The sequence below is a fragment of the Rhodococcus sp. PAE-6 genome (assembly GCF_025290685.1).
In the GTDB taxonomy this organism is placed as follows: Bacteria; Actinomycetota; Actinomycetes; order Mycobacteriales; family Mycobacteriaceae; genus Rhodococcus; species Rhodococcus pyridinivorans.
In genome coordinates this window covers 31,926-55,937 of record NZ_JAOCLZ010000016.1, presented here as the reverse complement: position 1 = coordinate 55,937, position 24,012 = coordinate 31,926, and the positions used below count along the sequence as shown (strand labels likewise).

Below are 24,012 nucleotides of genomic sequence, written 5' to 3'. Positions count from 1 at the left end.
GGCGTCGCATCAGCCAAGCCAGAGCCCGCGCCAGTCACTACAAACAACGACATCACAAACTGTCGTTGCAGTATTAGGTGTCGCACCACGAGCGCCACCCGACTGAACAGATCACCCCGCCGGTCGTACACCGGAACGTCGAAGCTGAACTGACCCTCGGTCTCGTGTGGATCGCCCGTCTCGGAGGCCGCCCACACCTGCGGGTGCAGACGCTCGGCGTCGAGCATCAGGGCGGGCAGGGCCGCACCCCCGTACGCGCGGGCGGCGGCGTCCGCGCGACCTGCCTCATCAGTGGTGAGGGTGTCGTACGTCGAGATCCAGTCGGCGACGCGGAATCCTCCCCCGTCGGGCCACCAACTCAGCGCGTGGATGGTCTCGGTCGCGGCGTCGTCACCGTCGGCGGTGACCGTGAACGGAGCGGAGAAGGTCAGGTGGCCCTGCGTGTACGGCGGCTTCACGGCCTGCACACCGAGCGCCGCGGCGTCGTCACTGGTCAGCGCCTGTGCGGCAGCGATTGCGACCGCACCTGCGGCCGGTGAGGCGATGAGCAGCGGCATCTCGGCCAGTCGATCGGCGCGATCGGTCAGCCACTGGCCGACCATCGGCATCTCCGCGCCGGCAGCGAGGTCGCCGGTGGGCACGGCGGCGACGTAGCCGTAGGCGTGAGCGAGCCAGGCCGCCAAGCGCACACCGGTGGACTGCAGATCCGGATTCCAGGCCGCGGCCAGGTCCACCTCGACATGGGAGCGGAGCGCGGCTGCAAGGCGGTTCCGCAGCCACGCGACCGCTTCGGCGTGGTCGGTGACCGCGCTGGCGGCGGCGAGTCGGGCGTCCCAGGTGGGAAGCGCGTGCATGGTCATCGTGGGTGAGCTCCTCGATTCGGAGGTTGGACAGCGTCCGGGACGGCCGGACACCTGAGCAGGGGGAGTGTTGTGCCGGTGGCGAGGATGCGGCGCTGGCGGGTGATGTCTCGAGTGCTCGCTTGGTGGGCAAGCACTACTGCGGCGGCGAGAGCCGCGAACAGCACGGTGAAGGCACCGACGACGAGCGCCACCATGGTGAACGGGAAGCTGGCGTCGGTCCACGTGAGGGACCAGGCTGGATCCCCGGCACCATCTGGTGCGGCGAGGCGGTCGAGGCGGTAGGCCACGCGCATGAGGATCCATCCGACTGTGGCTCCGGTGAGGGCGGCCGCGGCGATGGCTGTGGCGGCGACAGCGTGTGGGGAGGCAGGACGCAGGGCGGTCATGGTGGCGGCGACGGTAGCTGGCGGGTTCACCGCTTCACCGCGTCGGTCGCTGCCTCCCGGATCGGCTACTGGCCCGCCGGTCCGAACCGGTGTGTCACGTAGTTTCCGCCACCGCCTTCGTAGGTGGTGTCTCGGTTGTATTCGTCGTTGCCGACGATCACGCCGCCGGTACCGCGGGTCCAGGTGACGTCGTTGAGATATGTCAGTGCAGCCTGATACAAGCCGGTGACGGCGGCGTGGTCTCGGGCGTGGTTGTTCTGGGGGACTTCCCAGTGGAGGGTGCGTCCTTCGAGTGTCAGGCCGAACTCGCTCTCCCCCCATTCGCGGGTCCGAGCGTTGGGGATGGGAAACGCGGCGGCGATGACCGCCCTAGTCGGCTTGCGTCCGCCGTTGGATTTGACGATGGACTGTGCGCGCATCCGGGCATCGGCACGGCGATGCGTGTGCACGTCGTCGTACGACACCGGAATCGACACTCCGTAGGGGATCGCGGCAACCCGCTTGGCCAGGGGCAGGGTCTTGCCGTCGTTCCACACAGCGTCGATTTCAGCCACGACGAGTGCCCTGTAGGTGATCGCGGAGGCGTTGAGTGCCTTGCGTAGACCGGGCACCGCGGCCGCTGGCAGGGCGATCGTCCCAGCCTCCGATTCGTAGCAGCTAATCTCTCGAAATCCTTTCGTGCGCTGGCAGATCGGACTTCTCGATCGTCTCGATAGAGGAAACCGGTGTTGCAAACCGTGGTCGCCACACGAGACGCCGGCACCGGTCGGGCATGACGACGGACAGCACTGCGCTCGCCGACACCGCACTGCAACACCGCCACCACAGTCTCCGAACGATCGCTGGTGTCACCGCACATCGACCTGGGAGGTTTCCCGTGACCCCGTTGACGATCAGCTACGAGCGTTGCGTGCTCAACGCGCTGCTCGATGACCCCGACTCCTCGTTCGCCGAGCAGTTCGCGAACCTCGACTTCCACGACGCCGAAGACGAGCGCACATGCCTGGAATATCTGCGGTCGCTGCTCGAGTCGCTCACCGAGTACGCGGCATGGAAGTCCAGCACCGAGGCGCGTGTGAGCGTCTACGGCGAGTTCACCTGCGACGGCGAGGGGTTCCCTACAGGAAACGGCCTGACGATGCAGGTCTTCCTCGATAGCTTCGGCATCTGCGATGTCGGGATCGACTCGGTATGGCAATTGCCGCTGCGCGAGGAGTTCACTGTCTTCGATCTGATCGACGGCACCGTCGCCTACTTCAACGAGTTGGTCCGCAGGTTGACCGGGCTGCTGTGTCCACCCCCGGCGCGGTCGCTCGCACTGTCGGTGTTCCCGCCCGATGTCGTGCGCAGCGAAGCCACCGAGGATCCTCACCTCAGCGACATCGAGCGTGCCCGGCTGCGCGCGGCGACCGATGAACAGATCGCCAACGCGATCAACCAGGCGTGGCCTGCCGTGGAGGACCGTTGGTACGCGATCCATGACGAGCTGCAGCACGCGGCGGTGCGCGCCCTCGTGCACGAGTAGAACACGCCCCTTAGGCGGGAGGGCGGGGCCAACGGGCGACGTCCTCCCACCCGGGGGTCAGCGTCGGCTCGGCCGGTCGAGGTCGAGATACTGGCGTCTGGCTTCCTCGACCAGCCAAGGGTAGGCCCGCGCAATCTCCACGAGCACCCGCTTCTTGATGACGGTGCCGGCGATGTCGGACAGCTGTTGCCCGCCACTGCTGCGGACGCCGTTGCGGTGCGCGTCGTAGTTCGATCCGATGTGCCGCAGCCAATTCACGCACAGCCGTTTGAGGAACGCTTCGCTCGAGGTTGTCTCGGCCGGACGCTTGCCGGGCGCGAGGCGAGCGTTGTAGTGCGCGATCGCGCGGCGGACGAGCACCGGCGGCGCGAGCTGGACGACCTGCACATCGACTCGGGTGGCCGCGGTCATCGCCTTGGTGTGGTCGGGCGGGGTCATCGCGTGATCTCCGGGGCCGGATTGAATGCGACTGCTGCCTGCTGCGCGAGATGGTCTGCGGTGCCGGAGTCCTCGGCGGTCGCGCAGGAGCGTTTGAGGACCACGCCATCGATGTCGAGGACGCAGGTGACGTGCATGTCGGTGCCGGTCCCTGACACGCTCGCCGGGGTGAGACCGCGCCAAGCCTGCCGTTGGGTACTCATGGTCACTCCCCCCTGCGGTGCCCGCGTGGTGCTCGTCGGTGGGGTGGTCGGGGTTCGGGACGTCGAGGCCACCGGTATCTCCTGGGCGTAGCTCGGCGGCCCGGGGTCGGGTCCGGTCTGGGGAATGACAACGATGGTCCGCACCAGGTCATCCTTGGTGGACGGGCAGCGCTGGTTGCTCGCGCTGATGTCCTGCCACACCGATTCGCGGTCGTCGCGACCGACAATCGCTGCGGTGACGATCACGTTCGTGGTGGCGGAGGGGTCGAAGTTGTCCCAGGACGTTGCCTTCGCGCCGGCTCCGGCATCGGCGGTGGTGTCGTCGGAGACGAAGATCCGCGAGGACTGCCACCGCATCCCGTCCGCCTCGGCGCCGGCCGCCGGCCGGGTGCCACCGCACGCCAACGATCGCGCATCGGCGGCGGACAGGCTTCGGGTGGTCGCGTCGGTGGCATCAGCACCGTCCGTCCACGACCGAAGGCTCACGCCGGGGATCGACTGGTTGGCCGGAAGGACCGATGCGGCGACGTTCGGCAGCTCCTGCTCGCGAAAGTCCGGTGCGCCGGTCATCGCTGCCGACAGCGCCAGCCCGCCTGCGACGGCGATGACCACCACGCTCGCGCCGACACCACCGAAGAGTGCGAGGGTGCGTTTGGAGATTCCGCCGGGCGCGGGTTCGTCGTCCGCGTCGGTGTCGGTGATAGGGCGGGGTCCCGGATCGTCGGTGCTGTCGATCGCTGCAGCGGCGAAGGTGAGGGCACCGCGGCACAGCACGTGCTGGGGATGAGCCATGACCTTCACGAGGCCGTGAACCCGCGCAGCGGCGGGTACGGCCGGGTCGTAGGCCAGTCCACCGCTCAGCATCAGTCGGTGACTGATCGGTTCGGTGGCGTTCTCGTCGAGCCGCGTCAGCAGCTCGCTGAATCGGTGGGCGAAGTACTGTGCGCCGGTCGCGTCAACGTCCTGTTCGGACAGCGTGATCCGTCCGACGGGCCGGGGCAGATGGACGGTGACGGCGTCGCTGTCCGCGAGCGCTTCTCGGGCAGCGCGTACCCGGGGGACGCCGGCGAAGCCCCATCGGGCATCTAGGGCCTGGTCCGGGAAGCCGGCGTCGGTGAGTGCGTTGGCGAGGAGGAATCGGTCGAAGATGTCTCCGCCGCTGTCTGATTGGGCACGTCCGATGATCCGTGGGCCGCGCTCACCACCGACGACGGCGATCGCTGACAGGTCGGTGGCTCCGCAGTCCACGGCAACGATCCCGGCCCCGACCGGCAGCGCGGGGAGGGCGTAGGCGAGGGCCTTGTCGGAGGGGATGAGGGTGACGGTGCGGGTCAGTGCAGCATGCACGATCCGTTGGAAACGGCGCCGCAGTTCAGGGGTCCACGTCGAGGGCACGACGAGCACGATCTTCGGGGTCGTCCCGAGCTGGGCGATGGCCGTCTCCAGCACCGGGCGCAGCAGCAACCCGGTCAGGGACTCGATCGACCAAGACACTCCGTCGATGACGAGAGACGGCACGTCGAGGCGGTCGACCAGCGGTCCGAGCTGCGCCAGCGTCACCGGGTCACCATCGCGGGCTGGCCGAGGTTGCCCGGCCTGCACGACCAGCCGTGCCGGCGGGGTGGTGGTGCCACCGATCGCGAGCGGGGTCACACGGCCGCTGGTGTCACGGACGGCCGCGGAGAGAGTGCACGCTCCGACATCGATGGCCAGGACAGGGTTGGGCATGCGGCCGATGATCGCGGTTCGCTTCTCCAGCTCAGTGGTACTCGATCTCACGCGCGCTGATCAGGGTGACAGCGGACTGGAGCGGCACGTCGAGGCGTTGGCCCGGGCGCGACGCGTGTTCGTCGGTCGCGATGCCGAACTCGAGATCGTTCGCTCCGCACTGGACTCCCCCGAACCCTCGATCGCCGTGCTGTACCTGTACGGTCCGGGAGGCATCGGCAAGACCTGCTTGCTCGGCGCGATCTCCGATCTTGCGGAACGGAGCCATCGCGCGGTGACTGTGATCGACGGGCGCAACACGGATGCGTCGCCCGGCTCGGTCCTCGCGTCGGTGGATCGCCACATCGGCGACCGGCCGAGGGTGCTCCTCCTGGACTCGTACGAGCGGCTACGCGTGCTCGACGACTGGATCCGAACCGATTTTCTTCCCGGCCTTCCTGCGACGACGCTGACGGTGATCGCCGATAGGTCACCGCCCTCCGCGGGATGGCGCACCGATCCGGGTTGGGGTGATCTGCTCCGGATCGTGTCTCTCAGGAATTTCGACCCCGCTACGAGCGCTGCCTACCTCACCCCTGCGCGGGTTCCCGAGGAACTGCACGACGAGATCATCGGGGCAACGCACGGACATCCGCTCGGGCTCGGTCTGCTCACGGATGTCTTCGTCCGAGGAGGCGATGTACGTGTGCCGTGGCCTCCGGATCTCGTCGGGATGTTGCTTCGACGGTTTCTCGATACCGAGCCGGGGATCGCACATCGCCGCGCCCTGGAAGTGTGTGCGCTCGCCCGGGTGACCACCGAGGCCCTGCTGCGTGACGCCCTCGAGCTCACCGATGCACACGCCGAGTTCGAATGGCTCCGTGAGCTGTCGTTCGTCGAAGCAGGACCGGACGGATTGTTTCCCCACGATCTGGCACGCGATGTCCTCGACGCCGATCTGCGCTGGCGCGATCCCGATGCCTACCGGTACACCTTCCACCGCGTGTGGAAGGGCATTCGCCGCGGTCTCGATTCTGCAGGAGAATGCGAACAGCAGCAGGCCATCGTGGACCTGAAATTCGTGTTCCGCAATCTCCCCGGTGTGCTGTCGCCGGTGGATTGGCAGTCGTGGGGAAGCGCGCAACCCGAACGTGCGGAGCAGGCCGATCACTCCGCGATCGTCGATCTCGTGCGGACGTCGGAGGGAGACGAATCCGCGGTGCACGCGCGACGATGGCTCGAGCGACAACCCGAGGGTTTCTTCGTGTTGCGCGACACCGACGGATCGATACGTGGTGTGCTCGGTCTGTTGGAACTCTCGCGAGCGTCACCCGAGGATGTCCGTGCCGACCCGGCGACGCGAGCCGCGTGGGATTTCGCCCGGCGGACAGCGCCTTCCCGTCCCGGCGAGTGTGTCGCGATCACACGCATCGTCATCGACCGCGCTGACTACCAGAATCCTTCTCCGACAATGAACTCGGTTCCGGTGCTCACCTTCCAGCGCTATTTCACCCTGCCGCATCTGTCGTGGGACTTCCTGGCGCTGGCGGAGCCCGACCGGTGGAACGAGTACTTCGCGGTCGCAGATCTCCCCCGTGCCGAAGGAGCGGATTTCACGGTCGGCGATCGTCACTACGGACTGTTCGCTCACGACTTCCGCCGTCGGGATGTCGACGAGTGGCTCACCGTCGTAACCGATCGTGCTCTGGCTCAGGGGCACAGCGGTCCCGAGCCCACGATGTCCCTGCCTCTCGCGCTGTCGGAGAAAGAATTCGCGGAGGCGGTCCGAAATGCGCTGCACGACCTCCGTCGGCCCGATCTCCTCTCTCGTAATCCCCTGTTGCACACGAGGGTCCTCCACAAACGGTCCTCTCCCGACGATCCCGATCCGGTGGTGCTGCGCGCGCTCCTTCGTGAGGCGATCGATTCCTTGGCGAGCGACCCTCGGGACGACAAGCTCTTCCGCGCGGTGGACCGCACGTACGTGCGCGGCGCAGCAACACAGGAAGCAGCGGCAGCCAGACTCGGGCTGCCGTTCAGTACGTACCGCCGACATCTGACCCGCGGCGTCACCCGCGTCGTCGGATGGCTGTGGGATCTGGAGGTGTACGGCGAGGCACCGTCCGGCCGTGAGCACATGTGAGCAGGTTCCGGCCTGTCGACCGAGCACCTTCCGCAGCGACGATCGATTCCGAGGAGGAGGTGTGATCATGTCGATCGGAGAGCGCGCCGTGGTTCTCGGCGCGAGCATGAGCGGATTGTCGGCGGCCCGTGTCCTGTCGGACAGGTTCGCCGAGGTGACGGTGATCGATCGTGACCGGCTGCCGTCCACGGACGAACCACGCCGTGGGGTGCCCCAGGGACGGCACATCCACGTGCTGATCTCACGGGGACAGCAACTCCTCGAGGAGATGTTCCCCGGGTTGTCACAGGAGCTGACCGCTGCAGGCGTTCCCACCCTCGACCACCTGGGCGACGTACGGTGGATTCTCAGTGGTCACCGGATTCGTCAGGGGCCGAGCGGTCTTCGAGTACTGGCAGCCGGCCGTTCGCTGCTGGAGCGCCGGATTCGTGACCGTGTGGCCGCGTTGGCGAACGTCGAGATCGTCGAACGGTGTGATGCCGCGGGTCTCGTCGCGACCGCGGACCGCAGCCGGGTGGTCGGTGCGCGGATCATCCGCCATGCCGACGGAAGCGCCGAGCAGGTGCTCGATGCCGACCTCGTCGTCGATGCGACCGGACGCGGATCCCGCGCCTCCGAATGGCTCGGGAGACAGGGCTGCCCGCAGCCCCGGGTCGACACCGTCGAACTCGATGTCGGCTACGCCACCGCGGTGTTCCGTGCGTCTTCGGTTGCACTCGGCAGCGACCGGGGCATCGTCATGGCGCCCACGCCCGAACATCCACGCGGTGCCGCCCTGCTCACCCTCGAATCAGATCGGTGCATGGTGGCCCTGATCGGGGTCCGCGGCGAAACCGTGCCGGCGACCCGGAGGGACTATCTCGAATTCGCACGGTCCCTGAGGTACCCGGACGTGTACGACGCGATCGCGGATGCCGAATGGGTCGAGGATGTCGTCCGGTATCGCTTCCGGGCGAGCACGTGGCATCGCTACGACCTTCTCGACCGATTTCCCGACGGATTCCTCGTCCTCGGCGACGCGTTCTGCAGTTTCGATCCGATCTATGCCCAGGGGATGACGGTCGCCGCCCTCGAAGCCACCGCAATGGGCCGCCTCCTCAACGACCACGGGCCGTCCGCTGCCGTTCAGCGGAAGCTCGCACGTGTCGTCGACGATGCCTGGGCGATGTCCACCGGTGGCGATCTCGCGTTCCCCGGTGTCGAGGGCCGGCGGGATCCGAAGACGAGGATCGGCAATGCATACGTACCGATGGTGCACGCGGCAGCCGCATACGACACGAAGGTGGGCACAGCGTTCGCCCGGGTGTCCGGACTGCTGGATCCCCCATCGGCATTGATGCGCCCAGGAATCATGGCACGTGTTGTCCGACAGAACATTTCGCATTCGGTCGCGTGGCCGTGGCGCCGAGCCGACGGATCCGCGATGCCGCCTCGCCGGTCGTCTCCGGGACCCGCCGGTCCGGCGGCACGATCTTCGTCCCTCTCGCGGGCCGGGCGCATGCACACGTAGTCGTCGGAGTGGGTATGCATCGTCCGTGACGAAGAAGACGCGCGATCGCAGGAAACCGGGGCGGCAACGGCACCGGCCGCCGAGCACCGCGCCCCCACCGCCGGCGCGATACGTCGAGGATCCGACGCTGCCGGCGGCCTGGCTCGTCGACATCGACGGAACGCTCGCGCACATGAGCGACCGGAGTCCCTTCCACTGGCACAGGGTGGGCGAGGACACCGTCTCCCCGGCGGTCGAGGCCGCGGTGCGCGCGTTCGCCGCCGCACCCGACAGGGCTGTGATCGTGCTGCTCTCGGGACGCGACGGCGTGTGCCGACCGGAAACCGAGGAGTGGCTCGCCCGGCACGACATCCCCTACGACGAGCTGTACATGCGTCCGGCCGGCGACAACCGGAAGGATTCGATCGTCAAGGCCGAGCTGTTCGACCGTCACATCCGGCACCGCTATCGCATCATCGCGGTGCTCGACGATCGCGATCAGGTGGTGCGCATGTGGCGACGGATGGGACTGGTGTGCTTCCAGGTCGCCGAGGGCGACTTCTGACGAGCACCGGCGCATACCCGGTTCTCGAACGATGTTTCAATCATGCTGGGACACTTCGGCACTCAGCGTGGACGGTGGAACGAACGGGGCCGCGCCGAGATCGACACGCCGAGTCCCGCACCCGACACAGCGCACGTACAGCACCTGTCCGATCGACGTGGCGTGGCTCGACTCCACACTCCATGCGTGTTCGTGAGGACGGGTCGAGGTCGGGCATTCCTGTGGGTTCCGAGCTTCGATGGCGGCCATGCCCACCACCATGATGTAATGCCCTTATGCATCTCAACCCTTACGGCGAGTATGCGGTCCTCCTCGCGGCCTCACTGGCCGGCGACTGGCCCGACGATCGGGCCGGCATCATGGCCCGTACCCGCGAGGTGGGCATGACCATGGACTTCCCGACCGCGCCCGACGACCATCCACGCACCCGTGAGGTCATAGACGACTGGCTCGCCGTCGTCGACGCGTCCGACCCCAGGGAACGTGCGCGCCTGTTCAACGAGCAGATGGCCGCCGCAGCGGCTTATCCCCGGCTGACCGATCACGACGGCGAGGGGTGGCACCTGCACTACCGCGACGAGGTCCAACCGCTCCCCGACGTACTGCGCGCGGTGATCAGCGTCGGCACGGCACTGCACCTCACCACTCGTGGAATGCACCGCCTCCACCGGTGCGCCGCAGCGGACATCCCGACCAACCCGTGCTCGGCCGTGGTCGTCGACATCACCCGCAACGGCCGCCAGCAGTACTGCTCCGTGCGCTGCGCGAACCGCGCTGCAGTGCGCCGGCACCGAGCGCGAGCGGCCCACCAGCGTCGACCCGCATAGCCCGAGTAGCACATCGCAATCGGGAACGGGCCTGTCCCCCACGTTCCCGCGAACCCGACGGGTTGGGAAGCTGGACCGCAGACACCCCACCGATCCGGAGGCCCCGAGAACCATGGCTGCTCGTTCCACCACCCGCCCGCCGAGGATCGACGCCCCGGACCTCGGCGTCCTCACCGACGCGGACGGCGACGAGTTGCTCGCGCACGGAATCTTCGAGAACAGCCGCTACACCGACACCGACCTGACGGGTCGTGATCTGGCCGGGATCATCCTGTCCGAATGTTCGCTCGTCGCACCGATCGTCGCCGACAGCGACCTCACGAGCGCACGCCTGCGAGATACTCTGGTCGAGCGCATGCAGGCACCGAATCTGTTCGCGCCGCGCAGCGGCCTGCACCGCGTGCACATCCGGGACAACCGGCTCGGTGCGCTGGACCTCCTCGACGCGGATCTGCGCAGCGTCACGATCGCGGATTCGAAACTCGGCCTGGTCAATCTGCGGGCCGCCACGGGACGCGACGTGCTCTTCCGCGGCTGCATCCTCGACGAACTGGATCTGGGAAGCGGCACGTTCACCCGCGTCGCCTTCGAGGACTGTTCCGTCGGCGTCCTCGACGTCGACCGCGCAACCCTCGACCAGGTGGATCTGCGCGCCTGCGGATCGACACGATCCGCAACATGGGCGGGATGAAGGGCGCGACGATCGACGCCCACCAGGCCGTAGCCCTGGCAGGGCAGTTCGCCTCCCACCTGGGCCTGCGCATCGAGGACCTCCCCTGAGCACTGCGTCTCAGCGGTCGGTCAGATCCCGCACCTCCGCGTAACGCTCCCGCACGTGCGGGGCCGGGTCGGCTTCGTAGTGGCGGCTCGGTTCGGGTTCCCAGGTGGGAGGCTCGTCGCCTCCGCGCAGCACCCACGCCGCCTGCCTGGCGGCGCCCCGCGCCACATACTCCCCCGGTTCGGGAACGTCGACAGGCATGCCCAGCACCGCCGGCGCCATCTCGCACACCGCCTGCGAGCGCGCCCCACCGCCGACGAGCAGCACCCGCCGGACCTCGGTGCCCTGCGCCCGGATGTGGTCGATGCCGTCGGCCAGCGAACACAGCAGGCCCTCGAACGCCGCGCGGGCGACATGCGCGGGCGTCGCCGTTCCGAGCCGCAGCCCGTGCAGGGCGCCCGTCGCGCCGGGACGGTTCGGGGTACGCTCCCCTTCCAGATACGGGACCAGCACGAGTCCGTCGCTGCCCGCCGGCGCCGAGAATGCGAGCCGCGTGAGCTCGGTGTGGTCGACCCCGAGCATCGTCGCGGTGGCGTCCAGTACCCGGGCCCCGTTGAGCGTGCACACCAGTGGCAGATGCCGGCCGGTCGCGTCGGCGAATCCCGCGACGTAACCGTCCGCATCGCGTGCCGGTGTCGTGGACACGGCGCACACCACGCCCGACGTGCCGATCGAGACGACCACGTCGCCCTCACGGACGTCGAGGGCCAGCGCACTCGCCGCATTGTCGCCGGCTCCCGGACCGAGCAGGGCACCGGCGACCGTCTCCCCGACACTCTCGGCCGGCCCGGCGACCCGAGGGAGGAATGGGCTCGGCCGGCGCAGGGCCTGTTCGAGCAGATCGTGTCGGTAGGTGTCGGTGGATGCGTCGAAGTAGCCGGTGCCGCTCGCGTCACTGCGATCGGTGGCGAGCCGGTCGAGGTCGCGGTCGGTGCGCATCGTCCACGTCAGCCAGTCGTGCGGCAGGCACAACGCCGCCGTGCGGTCGGCATTGCCGGGTTCGTGGTCGGCGAGCCAGCGTGCCTTCGCGACGGTGATCGCGGCGAGCGGGACCACCCCCACGGCCTCGGCCCACGCGCCCGCGCCACCGGCCTCGTCGACGAGATCGGTCGCTGCCGCTGCGGATCTCGTGTCGTTCCACAACAACGCGTCGCGGACCACGTCGCCGCGCTCGTCGAGGCACACCATGCCGTGCTGCTGCGCTCCCACCGAGATCGCCGAGACGTCGTCGAGTCCGCCCGCTTCCGAACACGCCCGCTCGAAGGCAGCACGCCACTCCAGCGGGTCGACCGCGGTGCCGGACGGATGGGGAGCGCGACCCTCGCGCACGACGGCCCCGGTGTCGGCGTCGCACACGACGACCTTGCAGGACTGGGTGGACGAATCGATCCCGGCGACGAGCGTCATCGCGCCGCCTCCCGGGCCGCGGTGCGGTCGGCCAGCGTGGGCAGGTCGGCACCGGCGCGGGCCACCGTCAGACCGGACGTCCACGCGGCGATGTCGAACACATCGCGCACATCGTCGATCCCAATGCCACGCAGCCGTTCCCGACGGTCGGCCCCGAGGAGACCGCAGGTCCACAATCCGTCGAGCAGACCGGTGGTGAAGGCGTCGCCGGCGCCGACCGTGTCGACCACCTCGACCCGCACGGCGGGTACCTCGACAGTCCCGGCCGCGCACAGCGCCACCGCACCTTGTTCTCCACGGGTCACCGCAACGATCGCCGGCCCTCGCGAGAGCCAATCCCGCGCGGTGTCGAGGGGATCACGATCGGGCGCGAACCACGTCAGGTCCTCGTCGCTGGCCTTGACCACGTCGGCGAGCGAGACCAGACGTTCGATCCGTTCCCGTCCGCGCGCCGGGTCGTCGATCAGCGCCGGTCGGACGTTCGGATCGAAGCTCACCGTGGATGTTCCCGCCTGCTGCGCAACGAGTTCGGCGACGAGATCGCAGCCGGGTTCGAGCACCGTCGCGATGGACCCGGTGTGCACGAGCACGGCGTCCACCGACGGCGGCGGCTCGACAGGATCCCAGACGATGTCGAATTCGTACGTCGCGGAACCCTTCTCGTCGATCTCTGCCTGCGCGGTCGCCGTGCGCTCGGCTGCTGCGCTCCCCGGCGTCAGCGACACCCCGGAGGCCGCGAGGTGATCGACGATCCGCCGTCCGCGGGCGTCGGTGCCGACGCGTGTCGTGAACTGCACGGGCCGGCCGAGCCGGCCCAGACCGAGCGCGACGTTGAGCGGACTCCCGCCCACGTGCTCGACGGGTTCGGCGCCGCCGCGGTGGACGATGTCGACGAGGGCTTCTCCGACGACGAGGGCGTGGCCGTTCATTCCGGCTCCCCCGGAAGTTCCTTCAGGGTGGCGCGTGCGCCGTCGCTGTGCAGGGCGTTGAGCGCCCAGGTGTAGGCGTCGACGAAACGGTGGTTCTGCGCGAGATCACCGAAGACCTCGGCGTTCTCGATGAAGGCGGTGGGATGCGTGAGTTGTCCTCGCGCGATCGGGACGAGCGTGTCGGCGAGCCGGTCGACCACCTCGATCGGTTGTCCCTGTTCGTCGATACCTTCGGCATAGCGCGCCCACGAAGCGACGATCGCCGCGGACAACCGCACGTGCCCATTGGCGGCAAGGTTCTCCCGGATCACGGGCACCAGCCACTTCGGAATGCGATCGGACGACTCGGCGCACAGGCGTGCGATCGTGTCCCGGATCTCGGGGTTCGCGAACCTCTCGATCAGGGTGGTCTTGTACTCGTCGAGATCGATGCCCGGCACCGGTTTCAGGGTCGGTGTCGCTTCGGTGTCCATGTACGCACGGACGAATCCGGCGAGGAGCGGATCCTGCGCGGCCTCGTGGACGAGGCGGTATCCCATGAGATACGCGAAATAGCAGAGTCCCTGGTGACCGGCGTTGAGCAGACGCAACTTCATCAGCTCGTAGGGAGCGACGTCGTCGACGATCTGGACTCCCGCATCCTCGAAGGGCGGTCGCCCGTCGGCGAAGTCCTCCTCGAGCACCCAGGAGGTGAAGGGTTCGGCGGCGACCGGCCAGCGGTCCTGCACGTCGAAGCGTTCGGAGAGCGCCGAGACCACCTCGTCGGTGGTCACCGGGGTGATCCGGTCGACCATCGAGTTGGGGAAACGGACGTGCTCGGTGATCCATTCTGCGAGATCAGGATTCAGAAGGCGCGCGTATTCGGTGAAGACGCGACGCGCGACGGTTCCGTTGCCCTCGATGTTGTCGCACGACATCACTGTCGGAGCGCGCAGCCCCCGCTCCCGGCGCCGGGCGAGAGCCTCGGTGACGAGACCGAAGACGGTGGCCGGGGGTTCGCCGGACCGCAGATCGTGTTGCACGGCCGGATCGTCGACGTCGAACTCACCGGTGTCGTGACGGATGTTGTAACCGCCCTCGGTGACGGTCAGCGAGATGATCCGGGTGGTCGGGGCCGCGAGGAGCTCGATGACCGCCTCGGGATCGTCTGGGGCGTAACGATAGTCGACGATGGAGCCGATCACCCGCGGCTCCCAGGTGCCGTCGGGGTGGGTGAGCACCAGCGTGTACAGGTGGTCCTGGACGGCGAGCGCCTCCTGCATACGGCGATCACCGGGGAGCACCCCGACGCCGCAGATACCCCATTCCTTTGCCTTCCCCTGTTCGAGGAGCCGGTCTACGTACATCGCCTGGTGCGCGCGGTGGAATCCGCCCACACCGAAGTGCACGATGCCGACGGAGACGTCGTCCCGACGGTAGGTCGGGACGGGCACACCCAACTCGGGAAGCGTCTGCTCGTTCACGTGCATGGATCTTCAGTCCTTTCCCGCCGGATCGGTCACGTCCACGACGGCCTTGATGTTTCCGGGTGTCCGATCGGATTCGAGTGCGTCGGCGGTCTTGTCGAGGGGGAACCGGGCGGTGACCATCGAGTCGAGATCGACCCGTCCCGCCCCGAGGAGCGCGAGCGCGGTCGGCCACGTGTTCGCGTAGCGGAACACGCCGGTCAGGATCAGTTCGCGGTTCTGGACCCACTGCACCGGCAGGGTCATCGTCTCGGCGCCGGATCCGACGAGGACGACAGTGCCGCCGGGACGGACCGCGCGGATGCCCGAATCGACGGCGGAGGGGGCGCCGGACGCGTCGACGTAGGCGTCCACACGCAGGGCCGACGGGTCGTCGACGCGGGGATCGAGCGCAGCGCTCGCCCCGAACGACAGTGCGGTCTCGCGTCGTCGCTCGTCGAGGTCGGTGACGACGACCTCGACCGCACCGAAGGCGCGCGCGACCTGTGCGACGACGATGCCGACGGGCCCGGCACCGGTGACGAGGACTCGTGAGCCGGCGGTGACACGGGCCTTCCGGACGGCCGCGATACCGACCGACAGCGGCTCGCACAGGGCGGCGGCATCGTCGGACACGGTGTCCGGAACGGGATGCGCGAAGGCCGCCCCGATGGTGACGTACTCGCACAGCGCGCCGTCGACGGGCGGTGTGGCGTAGAAGCGCATGTGCGGGCACAGGTTGTAGTCGCCGCGGCGCGTCTCCTCGGTGAGCGGGTCGGGGCGTTGCGGTTCGATCGAGACCCGCTCGCCGATCCGGCTCTGCGGAACACCGTCCCCGACCGCGACCACGACCCCGGACGCCTCGTGGCCGAGCACGATCGGATCGGTCACGACGAACTCGCCGATACGTCCTTCGCGGTAGTAGTGCGCGTCCGAACCGCACACCCCTACGGTGGTCACCCGGACGAGGACGTCGCCGGGCTCCGGTGCAGGTAGTGGCCTTTCCTGCATCTCGATGCGGCCCGGTTCGAGAAGTACGGCGGCACGCATCGTGTCCGGGAGCGGCGGGCGAACTGTTGTGTGGGTCACACTGTGATGCTAACGTACTGAGCAGATGCACGCACCCCTGAGCAGATGCTCACGAAGCGTCCGAATACTGCTCACACCAAGGAGAGCTCGTGACCGCCCCCGGCCCCACCAACATCCCCGACACGGAGAGCCCGGTATCCACCGATGATCTCCGTCTCGCCGTGCGGGCCGCGACGCTCTACTACCTCGACGGACTCACGCAGGCCGAGGTGGCGCAGCGTCTCGGCGTCTCCCGTCCCACCGCCGGCCGGCTCGTCGCGCGCGCTCGCGCCCAGGGCCTGGTGCGCATCGAGGTCACCGTGCCACCCGCCTGGCGCGACGACCTGCACGCCGAGACCGAACGGGCACTCGAGGAGCGCTACGGGCTCGTCGAGGCCGTGGTGGTCGGGCGCCGGGTCGACGACGCGGGTCCGATCGAGGACTCCGCAAGCTTCACCGCCCTCGGGCGCGCCGCCGCCGGCCTGCTCACCCGCCGTCTCCGCCCCTCCGACACCCTCGGATTCACGTGGGGTCCGGAGACCGTCGCCGTGGCACAGGCCATCCCGTCGGGTGTCGCCAGTTGCGCCACGATCGTCCAACTCGACGGCTCCCTCTCCACGAGCACCTACCAGACCGGCACCGAGTTCGTCCTCGGCCGCTGCGCCGAACAGCTTCGGGCGCAACCGCTCCGGCTTCCCACACCGCTGTACGCCGATCCGTCCACGGTCGCGTCGATGCGCGCCGACTCGTTGATCTCCCGCACGCTCGAGGTCGGGCGCCGCGCGGAGGCGATGATCTTCGGTGTGGGCGCCGTGTCGACCTCGACCACCCTGTTCGAGGGCAGCTTCCTCGACACCACGATGCTCCACGAACTCGACGGCCTCGGTGCGGTCGGTGAGATCGGCGGCCGGTTCTTCCGTGCCGACGGCACCGCCGTGCACGGCGAACTCGAAAGCCGCACCATGTCGGTACCTCTCGACGACGTCCGCGACTGCCCCGCCACGATTCTCGTCACCGGCGGACAGTCCAAGCACCGCGCTGTACTCGGTGCTCTCCGAGGCGGTCTCGCGAACATGCTCGTCTGCGACATCGCGTGCGCCCAGTACCTGCTCGACCATCCCGACCAACGCCCTCGAGAACGGCACCCCGAAGGACGAGGCACCACCGAAATGAGGTAGACCATCGTGCCTACAGCAAGAAGATCCATCCGCGCGGCCGCGGCAGGAGCCGTGGCCCTGAGCGTCGCACTGACCGGTTGTGCCGGTGCAGGATCAATCGGTACGTCCGGCCGCACCGTCACCATCGCGATGGTGTCGAACTCCCAGATGCAGGACGCACAGCAACTCGCGTCGCAGTTCGAGGCCGAGAACCCGGAGATCGACCTGAAGTTCGTCACCCTCTCCGAGAACCAGGCCCGCGCCAAGATCACCGCGTCCACGGCGATGGGCGGTGGCGAGTTCGACGTCGTGATGATCAGCAACTACGAGACTCCCCAGTGGGCGGAGTACGGCTGGCTCACGAATCTGTCACCGTACATCGAGCAGACCGACGGCTACGACGCCGACGACATCATTCCCTCGCTGCGCGAAGCACTCTCGTACGAGGGCGATCTGTACTCGGTGCCCTTCTACGGCGAATCGTCGTTCCTCATGTATCGCAAGGACCTGTTCGAACAGGCCGGCATCACGCTGTCCGACCCGCCGACCTGGACCGAGGTCGCCGAGGCCGCAGCGCAACTCGACAGCCCCGACATCAACGGCATCTGCCTGCGCGGCAAGCCCGGCTGGGGTGAGCTGCTCGCACCGCTCGACACCGTCATCAACACCTTCGGCGGACGGTGGTTCGACGAGAACTGGAACGCACAGCTGAACAGTCCCGAGGTACGCGAAGCGGTGCAGTTCTATGTCGACCTCGTCCGCGAGTACGGTCAGCCCGGTGCCGCGACGAGCGGATTCAGCGAGTGCGCCACGCAACTCGCGCAGGGCCGGGTCGCCATGTGGTACGACTCCACCTCCGCCGTCTCGACCCTCGAGGATCCCGCGTCGAGCAACGTCGTCGGGAAGATCGGCTACGCGGCCGCGCCCGTCCAGGAGAAGGGCCCCTCGGGCTGGCTCTACACCTGGTCGCTCGGCATCCCCGCGAGCAGCGAACACACCGAGGACGCCTGGAAGTTCATCTCGTGGATGACCGACCAGCAGTACCTGCGCACCGTCGGCGAGCAACTCGGCTGGGAGCGGGTGCCGCCGGGCAGCCGACTGTCGACCTACGAGATCCCCGAATACGCCGAGGCTGCCGCGGCCTACGGCCCGATCACTCTCGAATCCATCGAGGGAGCCGACCAGCAGAACCCCACGGTCGACCCCGTCCCGTACACGGGCATCCAGTTCGTGGCCATCCCCGAGTTCCAGGATCTCGGCACCCGGGTCAGCCAGCAGATCAGCGCCGCCATCGCCGGACGGCAGAGCGTCGAGGACGCCCTCGACCAGGCACAGAAGTACGCCGAGGCCGTCGGCGCGACCTACCGGGAGAAGACGTCATGACCGCACCTGCAGCGCAGCGTCCCGCACCGGACGCCGACGAGCGCATCCGCGCCGTACGGGAAGCGAAGGAGGAGCAGATCTCCCGCGCCGAGGGATGGCGCCGGCGCGGCCCCCTGCTCCCGGCCCTGATCTTCACGATCGTTGTCACACAGATCCCGTTCCTGTTCACGCTGTACTACTCGACCCAGTCCTGGAACCTCGTCAGCCCCGGCTCCCGCCGGTTCGTCGGACTCCAGAACTACGTCGACGTCTTCCAGGACAGCCAGTTCTGGCAGGTCACCCTGAACACGGTGATCCTCATCGTCGGCACGGTCCTTATCTCCGTGATACTCGGGCTGCTTCTTGCGCTCCTGCTCGACCGGGCGTTCCTCGGCCGCGGTATCGCACGGACCCTGCTCATCACGCCGTTCCTCGTCACCCCGGTCGCCAGTGCACTGATCTGGAAGACGTCGATGTTCGATCCCGTTTTCGGCATCGTCAACTTCGTTCTCTCCCCCTTCGGATTGGGAGAGGTGGACTGGATCAGCCGGTTCCCGCTCCCGGCCGTGATGGTCGCGCTGGTGTGGCAGTGGACGCCGTTCATGATGCTGCTCATCCTCGCCGGCCTGCAGTCGATGCCCCGCGACATCCTCGAGGCCGGCCGCGTCGACGGCGCCGGAGCCTTCGCACTGTTCCGCGAACTGACGCTGCCGCATCTGCGCCGGTTCATCGAACTCGGCACCGTTCTCGGCGCGATCTACCTGGTGAACACGTTCGACGCGATCTACATGATGACCCAGGGCGGACCCGGCACGGCCAGCTCCAACCTGCCGTTCTACATCTACCAGCGCGCGTTCCTCGGCTTCGACATCGGCCAGGCCGCGGCAATGGGTGTCGTGGTCGTCATCGGCACGATCGTCATCGCCACCTTCGCGCTGCGCCTGATCTTCACATCGTTCACCGGCAAGGAGGAAGCGGCATGAGCACCACGGCCACGCAGCCGCAGGCTTCGGACACCACGGCACCCACCGGCCGTGTCATGCGCACGGCCCGGAAGCGCAAGAACCGCAAGTTCAATCCCTGGGGTGTGGTCGCGTGGATCGCCGCCATCGGATTCTTCTTCCCGGTCTTCTGGATGGTGCTCACCGCCTTCAAGCAGGAGGCCGACGCCTACTCCGACCCACCGAAGTTCTTCTTCACCCCCACCCTCGACCAGTTCCGGGCGGTGTTCGAGACCGGAGTGGGCACGGCCCTGCTCAACTCGGCCTTCGCCACGATCGTCTCGACGGTGCTGGTCCTGCTGCTCGGCGTGCCGGCGGCCTTCGCGCTGTCGCTGCGGCCGGTGAAGAAGACCAAGGACGTGCTGTTCTTCTTCATCAGCACGAAGATGCTGCCCATCGTCGCGGCGATCATCCCGCTGTACGTGATCGTCGCGAACGTCGGCCTGCTCGACAACATCTGGGCACTGATCATCCTGTACACGGCGATGAACCTGCCCATCGCGGTGTGGATGATGCGGTCGTTCTTCCTCGAGGTCCCGGGCGAGCTACTCGAGGCGGCGAGCATGGACGGCGCGAGCCTGTGGACGGCGGTGCGCGAGCTGATCCTGCCGCTCGTCTCCCCCGGCATCGCTGCGACCGCCCTGATCTGCGTGATCTTCTCGTGGAACGAGTTCTTCTTCGCCGTCAACCTGACCGCTGTTCAGGCGCAGACAATTCCCGTCTTCCTCGTCGGCTTCATCACCGGTGAGGGCCTGTACTGGGCCCGGCTGTCCGCCGCCGCGACGATGGCGGCGCTGCCCGTCGTGCTCGCGGGCTGGCTCGCCCAGAACAAGCTCGTGCGCGGCCTGTCGTTCGGCGCCATCAAGTAGACCCGATTCCCTTTACCAGCAAGGACTTCCATCATGGCCGACATCACCTACCGCAACGCCTCGTGCATCTACGAGAACTCCGACACCTTCGCGGTCGATTCGTTGAACCTCGACATCGAGAACGGTGAGTTCGTGGTCCTCGTCGGACCGTCCGGATCCGGCAAGAGCACCGCGCTGCGCATGCTCGCCGGGCTCGAGGACATCGACGAGGGGTCGATCTCCATCGGCGGCAAGGACATGACCGGTGTGCCGTCGAAGGACCGCGACATCGCGATGGTCTTCCAGAACTACGCGCTGTACCCGAACAAGACGGTCGCCGAGAACATGGGCTTCGCTCTGAAGATGCGCGGTGTGAGCGCTGACGAGCGGCGCCGCAAGGTCGAGGAAGCGGCGAAGATCCTGGACCTGACCCAGTTCCTCGACCGCAAGCCCGCCAAGCTGTCCGGTGGTCAGCGCCAGCGCGTCGCGATGGGACGCGCGATCGTGCGCGAGCCACAGGTGTTCTGCATGGACGAGCCGTTGTCGAACCTCGATGCGAAGCTGCGCGTGCAGACTCGCACCGAGATCGCGGCGCTGCAACGCCGTCTCGGCACCACCACCGTCTACGTCACCCACGACCAGGTCGAGGCGATGACGATGGGCGATCGCGTCGCCGTCCTGAAGAACGGAGTGCTGCAGCAGTTCTCCAGCCCCACCGAACTCTACGACCGTCCCGCCAACGCGTTCGTCGCCGGTTTCATCGGCTCACCGTCGATGAACCTGCTCCGCGCGAAGGTCGTCGACGACGGAGTCGTCGTGGGCAGCACCGTCATCCCCGTCGAACGCGACCGCATCGCGCGACTGCACTCCGCAGGCATCGAGGAGGTCACCGCCGGGATCCGGCCGGAGGACTTCGAGATCGCCGACGAGGGCGTCGAAGCCGTCGTCGAACTCGTCGAGGAACTCGGCAGCGAGTCGTACCTGTACACGCGGGTGCCCGGCACCGGCAATCAGGTGGTCGCGCGGGCCCTCGTCCGCACCCCCGCACGCCTCGCCGACACCGTGCACCTGCGCAAGCGCGAAGGTACGGTGCACCTGTTCCACGTCGACAGCGGAGAGCGAGTGGGCGACTGACCCGGCGACGGAAGGATCCTCAGTGGGCGAGCAGAAGGAACGGATGCTGGCCGGCGAACTCTACATCGCCGACGACCCCGAACTCGCCGCCGACGCGCTGCGGGCAGCGCTGCTGACCGAGAAGTACAACGCGTCGAGTGCAGCGGATACGGATGCGCGTCGCGCACTCCTCGAGGAGTTGTTCGACTCGATCGGTGACGACGTGGAGATCCGGCCGCCACTGCAGGTGGACTACGGGTATCGGATCACCGTGGGGGACGGGACATTCGTCAACTTCGGCGCGATCATGCTCGACGTCGCGCCGATCACGATCGGCTCGGACGTGCAGATCGGCCCGAACGTGCAACTCCTCACCCCCACTCATCCCCTCGATCCCGATCTCCGCCGCGCGAAGTGGGAATCGGCGCAACCCATCACGATCGGCGACAACGTGTGGCTCGGCGGTGGCGCAATCGTCGGACCGGGCGTCACGATCGGCGAGAATACGGTCGTGGGAGCCGGCGCGGTGGTCACCCGCGACCTGCCGCCGAACATCGTGGCGACGGGCGTACCCGCTCGGGTGACGCGCCGGCTCTGAGCCGATCGAAGCCACCGCCTCCGAGTCGATCGGAGCGGAACTTGCGTCGATCCCGACGCTCGCTATGCTGCCCCGCATGATCAGTCGCCGCGCACGCCTCGTCAGCTTCGTCGTCGTCGCGGGTGCGGCACTCGTCGCGGCAGGGTGTTCGCGCAGCGTGGAGGGTGAGGCCACCGCATCCGAAGCACCCCCCGAGCCGTCGAGCACCACGGCGACCTCGTCGGCGCCGACCACGACCGCGATCGCCACGGCCGCACCGAAGCCGGTCGACCCCGACGACTACGCGGCGACCAGCGAGGGCGTGTACTACTTCGCCTCGCCGGGCGGGCAGTTCGGATGCGCCATCCTCGTCCACACCGCCCCCCTGACGGGCTGCCAGGGCACGATGCCGGCGAGTGCACCCCGGGTCCCCGGCAGCGGCGCGCCCGACGTGCTGGTGCCCGCGAACGCCCTGATGCTCGAAGGGGACGGCCCCGGAGAGTGGGTCAGCATCGGCGACATCGCGTTCACGGATCTCGGAGGTGCCCCGAATACGCTGCCCCACGGCAGCACTCTCACCGTTGATCCGTTCACGTGCACCGTCGACGAGAAGACCGCTGTCACGTGCGAGACGGACACCCATGGCTTCACCGTGTCGGAGACCGGTGGCGAGGTGTGGTGACCGCATCGGCGATCAAGGAGCGCGGTCAGGGCAGGTCGTCCCGCGCCATCGGCATCATGAAATCGCCGATCTCGTCCCGCATCCACCACTGGCGCGTCGCGCGTCGTTCGGCGCGCGTGGCGAAGCGGTAGCGGAACAGGCGGGCCCGCACCAGACGGGGCGGTTCGTCCGGGAACGGGTTGTGCCGGAGCAACTTCACGGTGGCCGGATCGTTCTCCAGCAGTTTTCCCGCGAACCGCGGGAACCACCCCGCGGCGTAGTCGCGCGAGATCCCCGCGAACCACATCAACCAGTCCAGACGCAGGTGGTACGGCGCGTACTGACGAGGCCTGCGATACACGTCGCCCGGTTTGCCCTTGAACTCGTACTCGCGCCACTCCGTCGCCGGTGTCACCACCGCATCGGTGGTGCCTTCGACGATCACTTCCCGCCGGGTGCGTGTGACGGTGCCGAACGCGCCGTAGGTGTTCACGAAGTGCCACTTGTTGAACGAGGCGTTCATCGCCTGCCGATGCGACATCAGATTCGACACCGGCCAGTAGCTGAGCACCGCGACCAGCACGGTCAGCGCCACCACGGCGACGGTGAACGCGATCGGTGTCGGACCGTAGGTCGTGGTGGAGTCGATCAGCAACCCGTAGAAGCTGTCGGGCACCACCGACAGCGCGATGACGATGGTGATCCAGTTGAGCCACGCGAAATTGCCGCTCGTCACCAGCCACAACTGCGTGACGATCATGATCAGTGCGGCGATCCCGGCGACCGGTTGCGGCAGGAACAATCCGAACGGCACGACGAGCTGGGTGAAGTGGTTACCCGCCACCTCCACCCTGTGCAGCGGCCGCGGGATCAGGTGGAAGTAGCGGCTGAGCGGGCCGGGCATCGGCTGGGTTTCGTGGTGGTAGTACAGGCACGTCAGATCGCGCCAGCACCGGTCGCCACGCATCTTGATCAGTCCGGCACCGAACTCCAGGCGAAACAGCAACCAGCGCAGCAGAATCAGCACGAGCAGCGGGGGCGCGGTATCGGCGTTGCCCAGGAAGATCGCGAGCACACCGCCCTCGAGCAGCAGCGACTCCCAGCCGAACGAGTACCAGACCTGGCAGACGTTGACGATCGACAGGTACAGCAGCCACATCACGAACCACACGAGCATGCAGACCACGAGCGGCAACTGCTCGGTGACACCGAGCACCGTCACCACCGACAACACGAGACCCACCGCGGCAACCGCGGTGAACAGAGCGTCGGAGTATCTCCAGTGGAACAGGCTCGGCGACTGCCGGAACGATGTGAGCGCCAGGAAGCGCGGGGCGGGAAGGATGCCGCGTTCGCCGATCAGCGCCCGGAACTGCAGCAGGGCCGCGAGGAAAGCCACGGCATACAGCACCGCGAGTCCACGGGTGACCAGCAGCCGCCCGATCGTGTACCCGTCCGCGTCCAACCAGTCCATCGCTCGGCTCGTTCGTCGTCTGTCGTGCGCGCCATCTCGAGCATGC

23 protein-coding genes are annotated in these 24,012 nt (G+C 67.8%); 13 read left to right on the top strand and 10 right to left on the bottom strand.

The window, feature by feature from the left end; all coding sequences use genetic code 11:
• From NVV99_RS22865 to NVV99_RS22855, 3 genes are all read right to left on the bottom strand, one after another.
• The coding region (locus NVV99_RS22865) for a hypothetical protein (protein ID WP_260783039.1) at positions 1-860 on the bottom strand (860 nt) is incomplete at its 3' end.
• Positions 857-1,279 (bottom strand): hypothetical protein, encoded by a 423-nt coding sequence (locus NVV99_RS22860; protein WP_024103326.1) that lies wholly within the window; start codon positions 1,277-1,279, stop codon positions 857-859. The genes NVV99_RS22865 and NVV99_RS22860, both read right to left, overlap by 4 nt.
• 35 nt (positions 1,280-1,314) lie before the next feature.
• On the bottom strand, positions 1,315-1,803 hold the full coding sequence (locus NVV99_RS22855) for a hypothetical protein (RefSeq protein WP_144376973.1): 489 nt from the start codon (positions 1,801-1,803) through the stop codon (positions 1,315-1,317).
• Positions 1,804-2,126: 323 nt separating this feature from the next.
• Here NVV99_RS22855 and NVV99_RS22850 point away from each other — a divergent pair, with 323 nt between their 5' ends.
• The gene (locus NVV99_RS22850; protein ID WP_024103324.1) at positions 2,127-2,774 is read left to right on the top strand and encodes a hypothetical protein; all 648 of its coding nucleotides are present in this window, start codon (positions 2,127-2,129) and stop codon (positions 2,772-2,774) included.
• Positions 2,775-2,831: 57 nt separating this feature from the next.
• Here the strand turns inward: NVV99_RS22850 and NVV99_RS22845 are convergent, their stop codons facing one another.
• Positions 2,832-3,212 carry a hypothetical protein gene (locus NVV99_RS22845; protein ID WP_024103323.1) on the bottom strand — a complete coding sequence of 127 codons (381 nt, stop codon included), beginning with the start codon at positions 3,210-3,212 and terminating at the stop codon, positions 2,832-2,834.
• On the bottom strand, positions 3,209-5,143 hold the full coding sequence (locus NVV99_RS22840) for a hypothetical protein (protein ID WP_024103322.1): 1,935 nt from the start codon (positions 5,141-5,143) through the stop codon (positions 3,209-3,211). The genes NVV99_RS22845 and NVV99_RS22840 overlap by 4 nt, the downstream gene beginning before the upstream one ends.
• Here NVV99_RS22840 and NVV99_RS22835 point away from each other — a divergent pair.
• The 5 genes from NVV99_RS22835 to NVV99_RS22815 all read left to right on the top strand — a co-directional run bounded on the left by NVV99_RS22835 (position 5,142) and on the right by NVV99_RS22815 (position 10,837).
• Positions 5,142-7,265, top strand: a complete 2,124-nt coding sequence (locus tag NVV99_RS22835) for an ATP-binding protein (protein ID WP_024103321.1) — start codon at positions 5,142-5,144, stop codon at positions 7,263-7,265. The two genes, NVV99_RS22840 and NVV99_RS22835, sit on opposite strands and share 2 nt — an antisense overlap.
• Positions 7,266-7,332: 67 nt before the next feature.
• Entirely contained in the window at positions 7,333-8,775 is a 1,443-nt protein-coding gene (locus tag NVV99_RS22830; protein WP_231911961.1) for an NAD(P)/FAD-dependent oxidoreductase, read from the top strand.
• A gap of 25 nt (positions 8,776-8,800) precedes the next feature.
• The gene (locus NVV99_RS22825; protein ID WP_024103319.1) at positions 8,801-9,319 is read left to right on the top strand and encodes a 5'-hydroxy kinase; all 519 of its coding nucleotides are present in this window, start codon (positions 8,801-8,803) and stop codon (positions 9,317-9,319) included.
• Positions 9,320-9,594: 275 nt separating this feature from the next.
• The gene (locus tag NVV99_RS22820; protein WP_024103317.1) at positions 9,595-10,146 is read left to right on the top strand and encodes a CGNR zinc finger domain-containing protein; all 552 of its coding nucleotides are present in this window, start codon (positions 9,595-9,597) and stop codon (positions 10,144-10,146) included.
• 112 nt (positions 10,147-10,258) lie between these two features.
• Positions 10,259-10,837, top strand: a complete 579-nt coding sequence (locus tag NVV99_RS22815) for a pentapeptide repeat-containing protein (RefSeq protein WP_231911960.1) — start codon at positions 10,259-10,261, stop codon at positions 10,835-10,837.
• A 99-nt stretch (positions 10,838-10,936) separates the two neighbouring features.
• Here the strand turns inward: NVV99_RS22815 and NVV99_RS22810 are convergent, their stop codons facing one another.
• The 4 genes from NVV99_RS22810 to NVV99_RS22795 are packed head-to-tail and all read right to left on the bottom strand — an operon-like array spanning position 10,937 to position 15,755.
• Complete coding sequence (locus NVV99_RS22810) at positions 10,937-12,331, bottom strand: xylulokinase (RefSeq protein ID WP_024103316.1); 1,395 nt, start codon at positions 12,329-12,331, stop codon at positions 10,937-10,939.
• A complete protein-coding gene (locus NVV99_RS22805; RefSeq protein ID WP_006550635.1) occupies positions 12,328-13,260 on the bottom strand; it encodes a carbohydrate kinase in 933 nt (310 codons plus the stop codon). The genes NVV99_RS22810 and NVV99_RS22805 overlap by 4 nt, the downstream gene beginning before the upstream one ends.
• Entirely contained in the window at positions 13,257-14,729 is a 1,473-nt protein-coding gene (locus tag NVV99_RS22800; protein WP_006550636.1) for a mannitol dehydrogenase family protein, read from the bottom strand. The genes NVV99_RS22805 and NVV99_RS22800 overlap by 4 nt, the downstream gene beginning before the upstream one ends.
• 6 nt (positions 14,730-14,735) lie before the next feature.
• Positions 14,736-15,755 carry an NAD(P)-dependent alcohol dehydrogenase gene (locus NVV99_RS22795; protein ID WP_024103315.1) on the bottom strand — a complete coding sequence of 340 codons (1,020 nt, stop codon included), beginning with the start codon at positions 15,753-15,755 and terminating at the stop codon, positions 14,736-14,738.
• Between the two features lie 128 nt (positions 15,756-15,883).
• Between NVV99_RS22795 and NVV99_RS22790 the strand changes: the two genes are divergently transcribed.
• From NVV99_RS22790 to NVV99_RS22760, 7 genes are all read left to right on the top strand, one after another.
• The gene (locus tag NVV99_RS22790) at positions 15,884-16,951 is read left to right on the top strand and encodes a sugar-binding transcriptional regulator (RefSeq protein ID WP_024103314.1); all 1,068 of its coding nucleotides are present in this window, start codon (positions 15,884-15,886) and stop codon (positions 16,949-16,951) included.
• Between the two features lie 51 nt (positions 16,952-17,002).
• Positions 17,003-18,313 (top strand): sugar ABC transporter substrate-binding protein, encoded by a 1,311-nt coding sequence (locus tag NVV99_RS22785; RefSeq protein WP_197481805.1) that lies wholly within the window; start codon positions 17,003-17,005, stop codon positions 18,311-18,313.
• Positions 18,310-19,275: a carbohydrate ABC transporter permease gene (locus NVV99_RS22780; RefSeq protein WP_006550640.1), complete on the top strand. Its 966-nt coding sequence runs from the start codon at positions 18,310-18,312 to the stop codon at positions 19,273-19,275. The genes NVV99_RS22785 and NVV99_RS22780 overlap by 4 nt, the downstream gene beginning before the upstream one ends.
• Positions 19,272-20,162, top strand: coding sequence for a carbohydrate ABC transporter permease (locus NVV99_RS22775; RefSeq protein WP_006550641.1), 891 nt, complete (start codon positions 19,272-19,274; stop codon positions 20,160-20,162). The genes NVV99_RS22780 and NVV99_RS22775 overlap by 4 nt, the downstream gene beginning before the upstream one ends.
• Before the next feature lie 33 nt (positions 20,163-20,195).
• Complete coding sequence (locus NVV99_RS22770; RefSeq protein ID WP_024103312.1) at positions 20,196-21,275, top strand: ABC transporter ATP-binding protein; 1,080 nt, start codon at positions 20,196-20,198, stop codon at positions 21,273-21,275.
• A 22-nt stretch (positions 21,276-21,297) separates the two neighbouring features.
• Positions 21,298-21,852: a sugar O-acetyltransferase gene (locus NVV99_RS22765; protein ID WP_024103311.1), complete on the top strand. Its 555-nt coding sequence runs from the start codon at positions 21,298-21,300 to the stop codon at positions 21,850-21,852.
• Positions 21,853-21,928: 76 nt separating this feature from the next.
• Entirely contained in the window at positions 21,929-22,513 is a 585-nt protein-coding gene (locus NVV99_RS22760) for a hypothetical protein (RefSeq protein WP_242411693.1), read from the top strand.
• 25 nt (positions 22,514-22,538) lie between these two features.
• Here the strand turns inward: NVV99_RS22760 and NVV99_RS22755 are convergent, their stop codons facing one another.
• Positions 22,539-23,966: a lipase maturation factor family protein gene (locus NVV99_RS22755; RefSeq protein WP_024103309.1), complete on the bottom strand. Its 1,428-nt coding sequence runs from the start codon at positions 23,964-23,966 to the stop codon at positions 22,539-22,541.
• Positions 23,967-24,012 lie beyond the last annotated feature (46 nt).